General features: G+C 31.7%; 12 protein-coding genes. All 12 read right to left on the bottom strand.

Translation table 11 applies throughout. The features are described from left to right. Positions 1-5: 5 nt before the first annotated feature. Positions 6-725 (bottom strand): hypothetical protein, encoded by a 720-nt coding sequence (locus SCB73_RS09010; protein WP_320569713.1) that lies wholly within the window; start codon positions 723-725, stop codon positions 6-8. Between the two features lie 202 nt (positions 726-927). Beyond that, on the bottom strand, positions 928-2643 hold the full coding sequence (locus SCB73_RS09015; RefSeq protein WP_320569714.1) for a hypothetical protein: 1716 nt from the start codon (positions 2641-2643) through the stop codon (positions 928-930). A gap of 20 nt (positions 2644-2663) precedes the next feature. Continuing rightward, positions 2664-3887, bottom strand: coding sequence for a DUF4249 domain-containing protein (locus tag SCB73_RS09020; RefSeq protein ID WP_320569715.1), 1224 nt, complete (start codon positions 3885-3887; stop codon positions 2664-2666). Positions 3888-3900: 13 nt separating this feature from the next. After that, positions 3901-6663 (bottom strand): TonB-dependent receptor, encoded by a 2763-nt coding sequence (locus tag SCB73_RS09025; protein ID WP_320569716.1) that lies wholly within the window; start codon positions 6661-6663, stop codon positions 3901-3903. Positions 6664-6665: 2 nt separating this feature from the next. After that, positions 6666-7436 carry a hypothetical protein gene (locus SCB73_RS09030; RefSeq protein WP_320569717.1) on the bottom strand — a complete coding sequence of 257 codons (771 nt, stop codon included), beginning with the start codon at positions 7434-7436 and terminating at the stop codon, positions 6666-6668. A 231-nt stretch (positions 7437-7667) separates the two neighbouring features. After that, the gene (locus SCB73_RS09035) at positions 7668-9356 is read right to left on the bottom strand and encodes a hypothetical protein (protein WP_320569718.1); all 1689 of its coding nucleotides are present in this window, start codon (positions 9354-9356) and stop codon (positions 7668-7670) included. Beyond that, positions 9344-10492 carry a DUF4249 domain-containing protein gene (locus SCB73_RS09040; protein WP_320569719.1) on the bottom strand — a complete coding sequence of 383 codons (1149 nt, stop codon included), beginning with the start codon at positions 10490-10492 and terminating at the stop codon, positions 9344-9346. The genes SCB73_RS09035 and SCB73_RS09040 overlap by 13 nt, the downstream gene beginning before the upstream one ends. Positions 10493-10534: 42 nt before the next feature. Next, positions 10535-13297 (bottom strand): TonB-dependent receptor, encoded by a 2763-nt coding sequence (locus SCB73_RS09045; RefSeq protein WP_320569720.1) that lies wholly within the window; start codon positions 13295-13297, stop codon positions 10535-10537. Positions 13298-13316: 19 nt separating this feature from the next. Continuing rightward, on the bottom strand, positions 13317-13994 hold the full coding sequence (locus tag SCB73_RS09050; RefSeq protein WP_320569721.1) for a hypothetical protein: 678 nt from the start codon (positions 13992-13994) through the stop codon (positions 13317-13319). Between the two features lie 373 nt (positions 13995-14367). Then, entirely contained in the window at positions 14368-16512 is a 2145-nt protein-coding gene (locus SCB73_RS09055) for a polyribonucleotide nucleotidyltransferase (protein ID WP_320569722.1), read from the bottom strand. A gap of 178 nt (positions 16513-16690) precedes the next feature. Continuing rightward, entirely contained in the window at positions 16691-16957 is a 267-nt protein-coding gene (gene rpsO / locus SCB73_RS09060; protein WP_008466503.1) for a 30S ribosomal protein S15, read from the bottom strand. Between the two features lie 157 nt (positions 16958-17114). Next, positions 17115-18056, bottom strand: a complete 942-nt coding sequence (locus SCB73_RS09065) for a TonB family protein (protein ID WP_320569723.1) — start codon at positions 18054-18056, stop codon at positions 17115-17117. Between the last annotated feature and the right edge of the window lie 13 nt (positions 18057-18069).

An 18069-nucleotide genomic window follows, 5' to 3' on the forward strand; every position in this document is an offset into this window, starting at 1 on the left:
AGGTTTTAATTATTAATGTATTTCATTAAGTTTTTCATGAATATTGGGGGGTTTTCTTTTCGCAAGCTTCTATTCATGAGATAGAAATCATTTATATTTCTTTTGCTTTCAGGGAATAAGGCTATAATCTCTTTTTTTTCATTGATTAAATTAAATTTGTTGTCTTTCCATAAAACAAATTCATAGCGAGGTTTATAATCAATCAAGTCTAATTCTTCTTTGATATTTTTCTTTTTTTCTTTAAAGTATTTAATATAAAGCGCTTGATTGTTTTTGATTAGAGTTTCATTGTAATAACCACCTTTGAAAAGAGAATTGTTTAATTCGTCCAGTTTTACAAAATTCTCATCGCCAATCTTGAAATAAGCAATATTTGCTTTTAAGAGATTTATTTTTGTAGTGTTTTGCTGATCATAAGGACGTAAAACCAGTTGATCAGCATAGATGTCGTATTTTAAGTAGACATCAAAATAATTTTGACCATTGTAGTTAATGCTTCCTTTTTTGAATTCATCAGTACCATAGTATCGGTGCTGATTGTTTATGGTTTTGTCAAAGTTTAAATGTGCAGGGCCATTTTTAATATCTAAGGATTCTATTCCTGCATTTTTATCAAACCAATTGAAAATTTCGGTTTCTTTAACACTTTGGCTGTGTATCGACGGAATGTTTAGTAATAATCCAAATAGGCACAGAAATATTATCTTTTTTCGTGAATTTTTCAAAGGACTGGTGTATTTTGGTTTTATTTTGGTTAATTTCAAAAGTATTAAAAAAAAGTTATAAACGGCAGTCAAAATTGTTAAAATACGATAAAATATGCATGTTTTGTTTTAAAAAACGCTTCAATGTTTAAACAAAGTATAAAAAGGCGACATCTTTTTTACACTTCGCCTTTAGAGATCTTCATCGTTTTTTATATTCTTATTATTTTACTTCAAAATTTTCTTTTAAAGAAACTGGAATTCCATCTTTTGTAAATCCTTCTAAATTTATTTCATATTGTCCGGGAACATCAGAAGTAAAAAATGAAATTGTTTTTTCTTTTTCTTCTAATGATAATTGTGGTTCCCAAAGCAATTGGTATCTGTAATCCGGAATACGATCATATTTGCTTGTACTGGAATAATTTTGTTTAAAATGTGTGATTTTGCCTAAAGGTCTTTGGATTTCAGTTTTTAATATGTGCGATCCTTTCTCTTTTGTGCTGTAATCATTGTTTTTTGTCGTAAAACTAATAATGCCATCAAATGCCGTAGGTCCGTAAAAATAAATACCTGGAACTACACTTATTTTGTAAATATTATCCATTTTAAGATCTATAAGTTCATTTGTATTTTGAACCAATAATCCGTCAACCAAGACTAAAGAGGGCTCGGAGAAAAAGTTTAGATCACGATTGATGCTTCGCACATGTAATGTGAAATTTTTATTTTCTTCACGATAATATATTTCCTTAACGATTTCTATAGCTGTTTCTTTTAAAGTTGGAAATCTTGTATAATCGTCTAGAACATACTCTTTTTCCATTGGATAAAAAAACGGAAATGTTTTTGGATCTACTTGAATACTATCTTTTTTTAAATGATAATAAGAATTCTCGATTTGATTGGCAATAGATCTTTCTTCAAGATTTGTTTTGTAATCGGCAGAAAGATAAAATTCTTCCCCCGGTGTTAGCTGCGATAAATCATATTCATTGTATTTGTCGATTTCGACAGTGTAATCGTTTTTATCATTCCCAACAACTTGAATTATTGCTTCAAAATAATTTGGATTTTTGTCTAGAATGAAATTGAATTTCCCGTCTGGATTTGTTTTTACAGTTTTAAAAGCGAAATTTTTTCCTGGCAATGATAGTGCAACATTTTTATCGGCTATTTGGCTAGGATCTTTGCTGTTTTTGATTCTTCCGGATACTATTTCACCTCTAAATTCTGGTAAAAAAGTAGTTTGATTATTTAAATTGTTTTCGGTGTTAGATTTTGCAAATTCATGTGAATTTATTTGTTCTTTGAAAGGAAGATTATTCGTTTTTTTTATTGAAAGAGAAAAACTTCCCTCATGGACAATATTGTTTAATGACTTTATTTTGAGTACAATTTGTTCTCTTTTTGAAACGGTTTTTTTATCTAATTCTAATGCAAAAGTTTGGTCTTTAGAAGAAGAATTTATTGCGAGTGATTGATTTTTGGTTATTTTTTCGCCGTTTTCGAGAGTTGTCGATTTAGCTTGTTTTTTATTGCTAATAATGTAAGGGTTTATAATAATAAGATCTGTTACAGATACTTTTGAAATCGTATTGTTTAGCATCCAGTTTGTGTAGGCAATAAGTTTATAATTGCCGGTTGCAATTGTTGTTGGGATAAAAAAATCGCCTTCGCTTGTTCCGTTGTCAATGTAAATCTTATTGCTGAAAATAATCTGTTTTTCACTGTTTATAAGTTCAACACGAGCTATTTTGCTGATCGAACTGAAATTGTTTGCTGGAGCGTTTAAGCAATAAAACTTGCAATGCAGTGTTTCTCCTGCAACTAAAGTAGTATTGTTTGCATGAACAAATATATTTTCGCTAAATAGTTTAGTTTCATTTTTAGGGAATGAACTATGCTGCGCAATAGCCATATTTGCGACTATCAGCATTATGATGCGTATTATGTTTTTTAATCTATCCAAAATAAAGGTTTAATGTTAGATGAAATTTTTGTGCAGTCTGTACAGCCAGGAGGGAAAAATATGATGATTCCCATGTTGTCTCGTTGTCCATAAAATACTTTTTCAGGAGCAGGCGATTTAATTAAGGCAAGTATTGTTGCGCCTGCACATCCCTTCGCATCCCAGCAGTTTGCTAATTCTGTCGGGGTGCAATTTGTGTAAAATGGTGGATATTGGTCATCTTTAAACAAATCTCTGAAATTAAAAAAGATTCTTTTTGACGAAACAGATGACACTTCAAAATAGCCGATTATTTTTTCGTCAGGATTATCATCTGATTGTAAATTGCCATAATTAAATCCGGGCTGAACCTGGGATAAAAGACTTTTTGAAGTTGAAAGTTTTTTTTGAGTCGTATAGTACGTATATGATTCTAAACTTTGAACATACTGGCGCACAATAATACTATAACGCTCATTAAGGATAGGATTTGAAATGTCGATGAAACGTATTGGAAGATTAATTCGGTCTTCACTTTGGCCAACTGTGCTAAGCAAGATTAAATCGTCAGACTTTTTTGTGGTATAACATACCCTGGTTTCGCCCTGTCGAGGAATCATTAAAAAATTGGGCTCTTCTTTATTTGGGCTGTTCGGATCTACGATAAGTCTGTTTGGACTCCAAGCGGGAGATACAATTTTGTATGTTTCTTCGTATTCGTATCGGTAGAATTTTGATTTCGCACTTGGGTCATAATTGGTTACCTGAATTTGAACTCCTTTATAGCCATCGATAGTTTCTACCTTTGGTTCTACTTGAACATCGCTAATCGCGGTTAGAGTTTGTGTTGCAGACGAATAGGATTTTCCGTCTTTTGTAGTAATATGTAATTGATATGATTTTTCGGGAAGTGCCTGAAAAGGTTCTTTTGAAACATACAGTCCTGAATATTCTTCAAATTCAAATTCGTAGGTTTTATTTCCATCTTCACTAATATAAACATTTGCGCCCGCCTCCATTGTGGGAGTAGTTTCTCCCAAACGAAATGATCTAGAAATTTTTATTTCCTGCTTTTTAAGTTCGTTTGTAATTCGGGCTTGAACTACAAGAATGTCTTCGAAAGTATTGGATTGAAAAATATATTGTTCTGTACAACTGCTTATCGTGATGCAGAAAAATAGAAGAAATATTTTCTGATATAAATGTTTAGTATATAGTGTTTGAAATCTCATTTCTTATTGATGCTTAAAATTTGATATTATAAGTTATAGTTGGAATCGGCACGGAGAATATTGAAGTTTTGTAGGCTTTAATTTGTCCGTCTGTAGTTACGAAAAAGATCGAATAAGGATTGTTTCGTCCTAAAACATTGTAAATCGAGATATTCCAGAAACTATGGCTTAGTTTTTTGATTTTATGATTTCCTTCGATATTAAAACCAATATCCCATCGGTAATAATCTGGTATTCTGTATTTATTACGATCGCTGTAAATTGTGTACTGCATATCATTATAAACATAAGATCCAATAGGGAAGGTAATAGGTCTTCCAGACTGATAAACAAAATTGCTAGAAAGGCTATATCTCTTAGTGAATTTATAGTTTAGAACGGCGCTTACTTCATGCGGTTTGTCAAAATTTGTTGGGAAATAATGGCCATTATTTACTTTTTCATCAATAAACTGAGTGTCTACTCTTATAAAAGTTCGTGCGTAAGTATATCCAAGCCAACCATTAAGTTTTCCAATATTTTTTTTCACTAAAAATTCAATTCCATATGCTTTTCCTTCACCTTGCAAAAGCTGGGTTTCGGTGTTTTCATTCAGCATTAAATCAGAACCTACTTTATAATCCAAAAGATTCTTTGATTTTTTAAAGTATCCTTCAACACTTAATTCTAATTCGTCATCTTTAAGGTTTTTGTAAAACCCTAAAGAATATTGTCTAGCTTCTTGTGGCGAAATATTCAAATCAGACAATTTCCATGCATCTGTAGGAGATTGCGTTGTGTTGTTTGTCAGTAAATGGATGTACTGATATGTTTTGTCAAAGCTTGCTTTTACAGAGAAATCGTCATTGAACAAATAGCGCATGGCAATTCGTGGTTCAAATCCGCCATAGGTTTTGATGATTTCATTTTTTTTATAATAATTTGTGCCAATTACGGTATTGTCGTTCACTGGAGCATCTGGCTGATAAACGCGTTGTGTCGATTCGCCCAATGCCGAATATGTTGAATAACGAAGTCCGAGACTCACTAGGATTTTTTCACTCAAATTGTAATTATCCGAAACATAAATCGCAGATTCTAATGCTTTTTCACTTTCAATTTGAACAGGAATAATGGTCGATTCAGAGCTTTTCGGGTTGAGATAACCGGGGTCAACATTATATAGTTTGCTTGAAATACCGTAATTAAAAGCGTGCTTAGAATTCAGCGAATAATTGAAATTGGCTATAAATTGAGTATCATTTAGTTTGTATCCATAATTAAATGAATCGGGAGTTCCGTTGTCAAAGTCAATATTAAACTTGTAATTACTATTTGTAAATATGAAATCGGTTTTTGTTTTATCACTAAAGGCATGATTCCATTTTAAAGAAACCAATGCATTGCTATATTTATAAACAGAATCAGAAGAAATGCTAAAACGGTCTTTGCTGTAATATAATGTTGATTCAATGTTGTTTTTCGGATTTATTTTGTGGTTGTATTTTATGATGCCATCAAAAAAAGCAGCTTGACTATTTTTTAAATCTTCGTTGTCTAGTTTCTTTAAAATCCAATCTGAATACGTAGTTCTGAATCCAACTAATATACTCGCTTTATTTTTTATAATTGGAGTTCCAATAGTAAGGTTGCTTGTAACTGATCCGATGCCGCCTTCGCCTGAGAATTTTTCTGGATTACCATTTTTAGAAGCAATGTCAAAAACAGAAGATAATCTGCCTCCAAATCTTGCCGGAATACTTCCTTTATAAATGTCAACTTTGCTTGTTGTATAAGGATTTACAGCCGAGAAAAAACCTAAAAAGTGTGAAGTGTTATACAGAACAGCATTGTCTAAAAGAATTAGATTTTGGTCGTCTTTTCCTCCTCTTACATTAAATCCTGCCGAGCCTTCTCCGGTTGTTTTGATTCCCGGTAAAGTAGTTGCGACTCTAAAAATATCTCTTTCGCCCAGCACTAGCGGAACGTTTTTTATTTTTTCGACATCAATTGTTGAAACTCCCGCTATCACATCTTTTACATTTTTTTTCGCGCTTGTTTTAACAACTACTTCGTCTAATTCGTTAAAGCTTTCGTCAAGGAATATATCAAGTTTTCCATCATCGTAAACCATTACGGTTTCGGTAGTTTTTTTGTGATTGACTAATTCTACATCAATATAATTAAGTCCGTACGGAACAACAATTTTGTAATTTCCATCATTATCCGTGACGGTACTGCTGTTTTTTCCGCGTACTCTTATAGTTGCATTAGAAAGAATGTTTTTTGTTTTTCCATTTTTTACAGCGCCAGAAAGGGTATATGATTTTAATTCTGCTCCTTTTTTTTCTTTTCCAATATATACGATTCCCGAAACGTTTTGATTTTGTGTTATAGAGTCGTATTGTTGATGAAATATAGGTTTTGCCGAGGGTTTATCGGTTTGCGGTGTAGTTTTGTCAAAGTAACCGTCGGGAAGTGACGCGTGAATTGTACTGCTTTTGGTTAAAATTATGACATTATTGCTTATGAAATAATTTAAAGTCGTTTTTTCAAAAAGATCACGCAGTAAGTCTTCAATAGAAATGTTGTTATACGTTTTATTGATTAAAACAGTTTCGCTTTTAAGCCAGTTTTCATCAAAAAAAAATTTATAATTTGTGGTTTTTTCAATGCTTTCTAGAGCTGTTTTTAAATCAGCATTCTGGAATTCAATTGAAAATTTATTGCTTTTTTCCTGACCGAATAATATTGTGCAAAAAGCGAATAAAAAGATAGTGAGTATAGTTTTTTTCATTTTTAATTCGATTCAGTGGCGCGTAAATTGCTGATTTCTTTTATCAGGTTTTCAATAAAAACTTTGTTGTTTGATTCTTCTAATTGACTATCAGTGTTGTAATAGTTTTTTATTTTGCTTTTATATTCTGGAAAAATTTTGATGACGTCATTTTTAGAAGCTATTTTGTAAAAATTGTTTTTGTATTTTAATACAAATTCGTCTTTTTCTGTAAATGAATCGGTTGTAGATTTTGAGGCTCCATCTCCAGCTGATTTGTCAATTACCGTGGATCTGTTTTTATGATGTTTGATGTAAAGCGTCATTGTCTCAGAAAAAGTAATTTCCTGATAGTATCCATTCATAAAATCAGGACATGAAGGATTTTCATAGTTTATATTAATGAATTTCTTGTCGTAAATTTTAAAACTGGAAATGTTTTGTTTTATGGTGTTTATCCCTAGATAATCAAATTTGCCAATAGGTTTTAAGACTAAGATGTCATTGTTGATGTCATACTTTAAATCTACATTATTGTATGTTTGATTTTGATAATTAAGAATTCCTGAGCTATAATTTCCAGATAAATAATAGCAATGGGTATTGTCTAAGGATCTGTATTGATTTACATAACGAGGACCGTTATATATAGGCAAATTTTCATTTCCAATAGTTTTGTCAAACAGGTTTTCAATAGATGTATAATTGCTGTTGTTTTGGCTGTAGAAAAACGAAATGTTTAAGAATAATCCAAATACTATGAATAAGATATTCTTTTTTTGGTAATTTTTCAAAGGATTGGTGGATTTTTGAATTTGTTTCGGTTAATTTCAAAAGTATAAAAAAAAAGTTACAAATGACACTTAGGATTGTTAAAATGTAATATTTTTTCTATTTTTTGTTTAAGTAAATTTGATATTTATCAAACAAATCAAAAAAAGATAAAATTGGTTTTTCTATTGAAAAGACATGAAAAGCCCCAATTCATTCAATTGAATTGGGGTTTTCCTAATCATTTTATAAACTTATTCAATTTTGAATGTTTTATAAAAATGAACATAATTCCCGGTTTCAGTGAGCCCTTCCAAAATAATTTCATAATCTCCAGCAATATCAGAGGCATAAAATGGAACTGTAACTTCATCGCTTTTAAGAGCCATATTCGGTTTCCAAAGTAATTGGTGCCTATAATCAGGAACTCGGCTAAGTGTATGAGCAGTTTCGTATTTTGGCTGAAAATATACTTTTGCGGCTTCGGGTCTTAAAATCATTGTTTTTAAGATGCTTTTGTCAGAATAAATAGTTGCAAAATCCTTGTTTTTTGTAATGATACTAACAATTCCGTTGAATATTTTAGGACCATAACAATAAGGTCTGTCTACAACGCTAATACTTTCAATTTGAAAAGCATTATAATTAAGTAATGCATTTATATTCTGAATTTGTAGTCCATCTACTAAAACTAGACACGGCTCAGGCGATTGTGTTATATTGTATTTGATGTCTCTTAAAAAGAGCGCAGGAATTTGATTGTAATCTTTAAAATTAAGTTCGGTAACAATTTCTATGATTGTTTCTTTAAATGTTCTAAATCTTTCAAAATCGTCTAGATTGTATTTTTTCTCAGTAGGTTGAAAAAAGTAATCTGTATGGATTGATTCAATAAGGCTGTCTTTTTTTTGCGAAAAATAGACGTTTTCTACTTGAGATGCTAATGCGCGTTCTTGAATGGCTTTTAAATTTTTACTAGAAATAGATGTCTTGTTGGAGAAAGTTAAATTTGATAAATCCGGACTTGGAGTTTTGTCTATTGCAATAGTATAATTTTCTCTATCAGACTCTGATAATTGTACATAGCAGTCTGATATATTGGTTTGTTTGTCTATTAAAAACAAAAACTTTCCGTTGCTATTTGTTTTGGCTGTTTTAAAGATGAAATTTTTTCCTGGAATAGAAAGTGTAACGATTTTAGAACTTAAATCAGAGTTAGCAACTTTAGAAATGATATTTCCAGTTATAATTTCGCCCCTTGTTTCAGGAAGTATCTGTATGTCTTGTTTTAGATGCACATTAGTAGTAACTCTTTCATTATTTGAGTATGCAGGAATAAAATCTATTTTTCTGATATTTAAAAAGTAATTTCCCTTGTCCAAAGTTTTTGGCAGTACAAGTGTTGCTTTTTCTCTCTTCGAATATTTTTCTTTACCAAGGTTTAAAACAATGTTTTCAGATGTATTTTTTGTTTCATTTTTATAAACGTCAGATTTCTTGGAAGTGCTGTCAATAATCATATTGATGTGCTCTTCAAATGGATTTATGATGGTAAAATCTTTTTCAAAAAAATTATCTTGACTGTTGTTTAACATCCAGTTCGTGTAGGCAATAAGTTTATAATTTCCTGTTGATAAAGTTGTTGGGATAAAATAATCGCCAGATCCAATTCCGTTTTTTAAACTAATTTTAGTTTTAAACACACTTTCCCTGCGATCGTTAATCACTTCTAAATAGGCAATTTCACTGATATCTGAAAATACATTCGTTTTGTTTAAACAATATAATTGATAGTATAGTGTTTCGCCGGTTAAAATTGTCGAGGTGTTAGTTTTGACCAACATTGATTCTGTACCCAAAATAGCAGTATTTTGAGCATTACTATTATAAGTGAAATTCACTAATAATAATAAAAAAGCTAACTTGATTTTTAATTTTCCCAAAATGAAGGTATTACGTTAGAAGAAAATGATGTACAATCGCCGCATGCCTTTTCAACCATGTAGAATCCCGAAGGAATCATTCCTGGGCCATCACCAATAAAATCATGTGTTTTAATTATGTCATAATCATTTTGTTCGATTTCATTAAAATAGTAGAGTCTGGCATTGCAAGTTGTAAAATATTCCGTTGGTTTTTCGGAAGGGAAAAAATCTTTGAAGCTAAAAAAGATTCTTTTTTTAGCAACAGAAGCAACTTCAAAATAGCCAACAACTTTTTCATTTGAATTTGTTGTTGATTTGATATTTCCAACTACAAATCCAGGCTGATTTGGAGATAATAATTCTCCTGAATCTACCATTTTTTTAGATGTGTAATAATAATCGTAAGCAGCTTGGCTTTGTGTATATTGAGAAACCATAATGCTGTAGCGATTTGTTAGCACGTAATCTGTGTCGGCAATAAAACGGATAGGGTATTTTACACGATCTTCAGTTAAATCTGTTGTATTGGTTTGTCTAATTCCTGTGGAATGTTTAGTGGTGTAACAAGTCTGGATGTTAGGTGGCGCAGGAACTTTTACGTAGCTGTAATAGCCGTTTTGTTTTACTAAATTAATACGTGTTTCAATAGGATGTGGCGTTATTATTTTATAGGTTTCTTCATATTCATAACGATAATATTTAGATGTATTTGTTGGATCAAAACTTTTAACGTTTACCTGAATACCTCTAGCGCCATCTTTTTCTGCAATTGCTGTTTCTAGGTCAATAGTGTTTAGTGTAGTTAAAACTTCTGGTGACGAAACATATGTCTTTCCAGATTTAGTTGTTATTTTTAATTGATAGGTCTTGTTTGGTTCAGCTTTAAATTCGTTTTTAGAAATATATTTGCCATCTTTTTCCTCAAAACGGAATACATTTTTATCACTATCAACAACAGTGACCTCAGCTCCAGATTCGGGAATTTTTACGGTGTCATTAAGAACCCTTGTTCTTCCAATTTTTATTTCCTGATATTTTAATTCGTTAGTTAATGTCGCTTCAACAGTCATTGCATCTTCAAAATCTTGATTTTGATAGATGTATTGTTCCGTGCAACTGGACAAAATTACAGTTGCAAAGAGGATTAATGCCATTTTTTTGATTATTGATAAATTCATATTGACGAGATAAATGAATTAAAATTTAATGTTATACGTGATTGTTGGAATCGGAACTGAAAAAATAGATGTTTTGTATGCTTTGATTTTTTTATCTTCAGTAACAAAATAAACATTATAAGGATTGTTTCTTCCAAGAACATTATAAACAGAAAGATTCCAGAAACTATGTGCGAGTTTTTTTATTTTGTGATTTCCTTCAAAATTAAGACCAATATCCAATCTATAATAATCTGGAATTCTATATTGATTGCGATTGCTGTATAGCGTAAAATTCTCTCCAGCAAAATCATAAGAGCCAATTGGAAACGTTACGGGTCTTCCGGTTTGGTAAACAAAATTAGTTGATAAACTGTATCTTTTGGTGAATTTATAATTTAAAATAGCGCTAAAATCATGTGGTTTGTCATAATTCGTAGGGAAATATTGGCCGTTATTTATTTTTTCAGCATCAAATTTGCTGTCCAATTTTATTAAAGCTCGGGAATAAGTATAGCTTAACCAGCCATTAAAATTTCCTTTTTCTTTTTTGATTAAAAATTCCACTCCGTAAGCTTTTCCTTCTCCTTGAAGCAGTTCAGTTTCTATGTTTTCGTTCAAAAACAATTCGGCACCCACTTTATAGTCTAATATGTTTTTTGAGCGTTTATAATAACCTTCGAGGCTCAGTTCTAATGATTTTTCGATTATGTTTTTGAAAAGTCCTAACGAGAATTGATTCGAAGATTGTGGTTCTGTGTTTAAGTCCGAAAGCTTCCAAACATCCATTGGAGATTGGGTAGTATTAGTCGACAGTAAATGCATGTATTGATAGGTTCTGTCAAAACTTGCTTTTACAGATAAATCGGGAAGTATAAAATAGCGAGCCGAAATTCTAGGTTCAAAACCACCGTACGTTTTTATAGATTCATTATTTGAATACGTTTTAGTGTCAACAACAGTTCTTTCAGATTTAGGAAGACCATCTTGATAAATGTTTTGTGTTGAAGGGCCGAGTGCAGCATAATAAGAATAACGCAAACCTAAATTGATTAAAAGTTTATCATTGACCTTGTAATTTTCAGTAAAAAACAAAGCTGACTCTATGGCTTTTTCCTTCTCCAATGTTTTGTCTTTAATTTGAGAATCACCGTTTGTTGGTTCTAGAAAACCGGGATTGACATTGTAAATTTTACTGCTAATACCATAATTAAATAAATGCTTTTCATTCAGCGCATACTTCATTTTCAAAATAAACTGAGTTTCATTGATTTTATAGCCGTAATCAAATGATTTTTCAGGCTGAGAATCATAATCAATGTTGAATTTATATTGGCTATTAGTGACAATCAATGAAGATTTATTTTTTGCATTGAAATCATGATCCCATTTTACGGTTGCTAATAAATTGCTGTATTTGTAAATAGAGTCTGAGTTGATGCTGTATTTGTCATGACTGTAATATAGAGAGGTTTCCAGATCATCTTTTTTTGTGACTTTATGGTTGTATTTTAAAAGCAAATCATAAAAAGAGGCTTGACTATTGTCTAATTCAGGATCTTTAATTGTCTTTAGAATCCAATCAGAATAACTTGCTCGACCGCCAAATACCAAGCTCGATTTTCCTTTTACAACGGGAATTTCAAGCGTGACATTGCTCATTACTGGTCCAATTCCTGCTTCGCCAGAAACTTTTTCGGTGTTTCCATTTTTAGATTTAATGTCAAAAACCGAAGAAAGACGTCCTCCAAACTCTGCTGGAATACTTCCTTTGTATATATCGGCTGATTTTGTTGTAAACGGATTTACAGAAGAAAAGAAACCTAAAAAGTGAGATGGATTGTATAAAGAAGCATTGTCCAGTAAAAATAAGTTTTGATCGTCTTTCCCTCCACGGACATTAAAACCAGCAGAACCTTCTCCTGCTGTTTTGATCCCGGGAAGCGTTGTAGCGACTTTAAAAATATCTCTTTCGCCCAAAATTAGAGGCACATTTTTGATGTTTTCGATATTAATGCTTGTGAGGCCGGCAACTGCTGAGGTTGTGTTTTTTGTTCGTTTATTTTCGATAACAACTTCTTTAAGCGCATTTACATTTTCGTCTAAATTAAAATCAACTTTTCCATTACTGTAAAGTACAATCTTCTTGATCTTTGACTCATGTTTGATGGATTGTGTTTCAATTATGTTAATGCCTGCCGGAACTCTAAAACTATAATAACCATTTTCATCAGTTGTTGTACTTATATCTTTATCCTTTACTTTAACAGTAATATTGTATTCTGGTTTTCCTGAAATTCTGTCTTTGATGTAACCAGATAAGGTATAAGTCTGAGAAGCATTTATCAATGATTGTTTTCCGAGGGAAATAATTGAATCTGAATCTTTCTTAGAATCATTCAAATATTGCTTATTGTAAATTGGAACAATTTGTGAATTCGGAGTTTTGTTGACGTTTTTATTGTCGGCATTTTTAAAATATTCTTCTGTTATAGTGTTTGAGATTAAAAGGCCATTGCTTAGAATTATGTTGTTTCCGTCAATAATGTAATTGATGGTTGTATTGTTAAAAATGGCATCTAAAACTATTGTAATAGATGTGTTCTTGAAGTCTCCCGAAATAAGCTCATTATCAGCTAACCATTGGTCCTCAAAATAGAAATGAAAAGAAGTGTTTTTTTCAACTATTTCAATAGCTTTTTTTCGAGTTACATTTGAATATTGTACAGAAATGTTTTTTTCTTGCGAAAAAAGAAAGAGGGGCAGTAAAAAAAATAAATAGAAGATAAAATGCTTTTTCATTTAGATTTTGGAATAGAGCTTATAAATTGTTATCAATAAATTTTATCAAATCTGCTTTGAACTGGTATGGATTTGTCTGTTCCAGAATTTTATTTTTTTTGTAAAAATCTTTTATTTGTTTTTTAAGTTGAGGAAATGCTGTGAGGATTTCTTTCTGCGTATTTACAGCTGTAAATGTTGAATTATAAAGAAGTTGATAATCGCTGTACTCTTTGAACTCTGTGTACAAACTTGATTCAATAATAGTTTCTTTAGCAGTTTTAAAATGCTTGATATATAAGGAGATGTTTTTGCCTAAATATTTTTCTTCAAAAAAACCAGTGACGACTTTCGGAAATTTATATTTATTGTCAATATTGATAAATCTTTTATCATCAATTGTAAAATAATCTGTTTTTTCATTTATGAGTGTTATACCAAATGTGTTGTTGTTTTCGAATGATTTAACAAGCTGATCTTTGTATATATCATACTTTATTGGGATGTTGTCATAAAACTGATTGTCATAAAAAACAGATCCTTTGACAAAGTTTTTATTTGAATAATAATTGTGGCTGTTTTTTAAATTATAAGGGTCAATGTGAATTTTGCCGTTATTGATGTTTAAAATTTCTTCACCAACTATTTTGTCAAAATAATTAGAGATTTCTTTTTTTTCATTAGTTTGAGAAAAACTATTGATTGAAAATAATAGCAAGATTAAAATTACGGTTGAGTAATTTGTGATTTTCGATGATAGGATTTTACAATATGGCTTGAATTTAAAAGAAATAATAAATAGTATTGTTTTAATTCTTGGTCTTGTTATACCCTTTCTCATCAATATTTGTGGTTTTGTTTAGCTATTTTCTATATAAAACTATGTTAATGACGTTTTTAAACAAAATAAATTAAACCAACAACATTGATTTTTAAACCAACAACATTATTTAATCTATAATGTGCTTTCTGAAAACATTGTAGATTAGTGTTTTAGCCGTATAGATTTAGGTTGAAAAAACGAAAAACCCCAATTCAATTGAATGAATTGGGGTTTCCTATGAATAAACCTTTAGTAAACTAAGATCTGATTACTCTTTTTTCTCCTCACGTGGAGGTCTTGGAACAAGTGCTTTTTTAGACACTTTTTCTTTTTTAGTTTTAGGATCGATTCCTAGGTATTTAACTTGGAAAACATCTCCCATTTTAACTACGTCAGCAACATTTTCTGTGCGCTCCCAAGCTAGTTCTGATACGTGAAGCAATACTTCGTTTCCTGGTGCAGCAGTATATTCAACTACAGCTCCGAAATCTAGCATTTTGATTACTTTAACTTCGTAAGCTTCTCCAACTTGTGGTTTGAAAGTCAACGCATCAATTTTAGCTAATACAGTTTTGATGCCTTCTGGATCAGTTCCTAAGATTTCAACAACACCTTGTTCGTCAACTTCATTGATAACGATAGTAGTTCCAGTAGCTTTTTGTAATTCTTGAATTACTTTTCCACCAGGTCCAATCAATGCTCCAATAAAGTTTCCAGGAATAGTTCTGGTAATGATTTTTGGTGCATGAGCTTTAACATCTGCTCTTGGAGTTGCGATAGTTTCAGTCAATTTTCCTAAAATATGCAAACGCCCGTCACGAGCTTGAGCTAGAGCTTGCTCCATAATATCATAACGCAATCCTTCGATTTTGATATCCATTTGGCAAGCTGTAATACCGTCAGCAGTTCCAGTTACTTTAAAATCCATATCTCCTAAGTGATCTTCATCTCCTAAGATATCAGACAATACAGCAAATTTCTCACCGTCAGTAATTAATCCCATAGCAATACCAGAAACTGGTTTTGTCATTTGAACTCCGGCATCCATAAGAGCCATTGTTCCAGCACAAACCGTTGCCATAGAAGAAGAACCGTTAGATTCTAAAACCTCAGAAACAACACGAATTGTATAAGGACAATCTGCAGGAATCATATTTTTTAACGCTCTTTGAGCTAAGTTACCGTGACCAACTTCTCTTCTTGAAGTCCCTCTTAATGGTTTTGCTTCACCAGTAGAGAAAGGAGGGAAGTTATAGTGTAAGTAGAATTTCTCTTCACCTTGCTCTGATGGAGAATCGATTTGGTTAGCTTCTCTAGAAGTTCCTAAAGTTACTGTAGCCAAAGCTTGAGTTTCTCCACGTGTAAATAAAGAAGATCCGTGAACAGATGGCAAGTAATCAGTTTCACACCAGATTGGTCTGATTTCTGTAGTTTTTCTACCATCTAAACGAATTCCTTTTTCAAGAATAACGTTACGAACTGCTTCTTTGTTTGTTTTGTAGAAGTATTTTCCAACTAAGCCTGCAAGATCTGCATTTTCAGCATATTCTTCTTCTGTAAATAAAGCTTTTGCTTCTTCTTTTACAGCAGCAAATTTTTCACCTCTTTCTGATTTTCCAGAAGCTTCTTGTGCAATTGCGTAGCATTTGTCGTAAGCAGCAGCTTTTACTTTAGCGTAAACAGCTTCGTCTTCAACTTCGCCTTCGTAAGTTCTGTATTCTTGAGAGCTTAATTTTGCTCTTAATTTTTGTTGAGCAACAATTTGAACTTTAATAGCTTCGTGAGCAAATTTAATTGCTTCAACCATTTCAGCTTCTGAAATTTCTTTCATCTCACCTTCAACCATGGCAACAGAATCCATAGAAGCTCCAATCATCATATCGATATCAGATTTTTCTAATTCTTCTCTACTTGGGTTGATTACTAATTTTCCGTCGATACGTGCAACACGTACTTCAGAAATTAAGTTGTAAAATGGAATATCTGAAACAGCTAATGCTGCAGATGCTGCTAGTCCAGCTAATGCATCTGGCATAACATTTTCGTCATGAGACATTAATTGAATCATAACTTGAGTTTCAGCGTGGTAATCGTCTGGGAAAAGCGGACGCAATACACGGTCTACTAATCTCATTGTTAATACTTCGCTGTCGCTAGGTCGAGCTTCTCTTTTGAAAAATCCTCCTGGGAAACGTCCTGCAGCAGCAAATTTTTCACGGTAATCTACCGTTAATGGTAAAAAGTCAACACCTGGGTTAGATGTTCTTGCAGAAACTGCAGTTGCTAAAAGCATACAGTTTCCTAAACGTACAACAACTGAACCATCGGCTTGTTTAGCTAATTTACCAGTCTCGATTGAGATGCTTCTTCCATCTCCTAAATCGATAATTTCTTGTGAAACTTGTGGAATCATAAATTTTCCTTTTTGATTATACAATGGGTTTTAGTTGTGTTGTAGTTGTTGTTGTGTGTAGTTGTTGTTATCTAAAACCCAATGAAAAACCAAACTTTTTTTCTTGTAATATGCTTATTATAAACAGTTCTAATGTAAAAACAAAAAGAGGCACTCTCGCACCTCTTTTCTATATTGATTATTTTCTGATATTCAATACTTTAATAATCTCACGATATCTGTTGATATCTTTCTTTTTCAAGTAGTCCAACAAAGCTCTTCTTTTACCTACTAATAGTACAAGAGAACGCTCAGTGTTGTAATCGTGACGATTTTTTTTCAAGTGTTCAGTTAAGTGAGAAATTCTGTAAGTGAACAATGCAATTTGACCTTCTGCGCTTCCAGTGTTTGTTGCACCACCGTGTTGTGCGAAAATCTCTTCTTTCTTTTCTTTAGTTAAATACATTCCAATATTATTTAATGATTTTTATGTATGTCTGTACAACTTTTGTAAGACGGGTGCAAAATTAGGGTAAAAAAATAAAAAAATCAAACAAAAATAAAAGAATCTCAAAAAGAATGTCGCTTTTTGATTTTTGAATAATTTTTAAACATTAGGTTTGCTAATTTGTTACTGTGATCGGTATCGCATATATTACTCTGACCGGCACACCTCTTTGTTGTCCTGGAATCCAGTTTTCGTAAGCCGTAACTACTCTTACAGCTTCTTCATCAAGGCCATATCCTAAAGATTTTAGGATTTTGGGTTCAATAATTTTGCCGTTTTTGTCAATAACAAATTGAACTACAAGTCTTCCTGATACTTTGTTGATTACTGCTTCTTTTGTTTTTGTGAAATTAGCTCCAACAAATTTGTAAAAGTCAGTGATTCCTTTTTGAGGCAATGGCTTTGATTCTAAGACAGTGTATTGTCTTTCTATACCTTCCGAATTTATGCTTTTTCCAGAAATGAATTTTCCTTCATTATAAATATCAGTGTATTGATAGTGGGTTTCTTTATTAGTACCTTTCCATTCTCCATCCTTAAATCCATTTTTTAATTTTCCTTTTGCCGAAAAGGTTTCCCAATTTTCTTCAAAAAAGCCATTTCCGTTTTTTACAACATGCTCATTTTTAGAATTCCAATAGTCGTAAATTTTTAAATCTGAACTAAATCCTTTTTCAGATTCAACGTATTCTCCTCTTAATTTAGGGTTTCCATTTTCATACCATTCTGAAAAACTACCATTTAATCTTGATTTGATATAATTTTCGATTCTTTTTTTCAGACCATTTTCATAGTAGTAAACATACTGGCCTTCTCTAGAATATCCATCTTTGGTTTTAGAATTCCCTTCGATTTTTAGAACGCCAGACTTGTAATAATCTTTAATTTCATAAACATCTTTTTCAGTGTAATAATCTTTTATGATTCTATAAAACTTGTGATTTTCTTTTGTTGCATCTTTTCCAATGGAATCAAAATAAACAATTTTATCTGTTGAATTTTGAGCAAAAAAGAAGGCAGGAACTAAAGCTAAAAAAACAAAAAAAGTTTTTTTCATAGATTGGTTTTGG

The sequence above is a fragment of the Flavobacterium sp. KACC 22761 genome (assembly GCF_034058155.1).
Taxonomy (GTDB): domain Bacteria; phylum Bacteroidota; class Bacteroidia; order Flavobacteriales; family Flavobacteriaceae; genus Flavobacterium.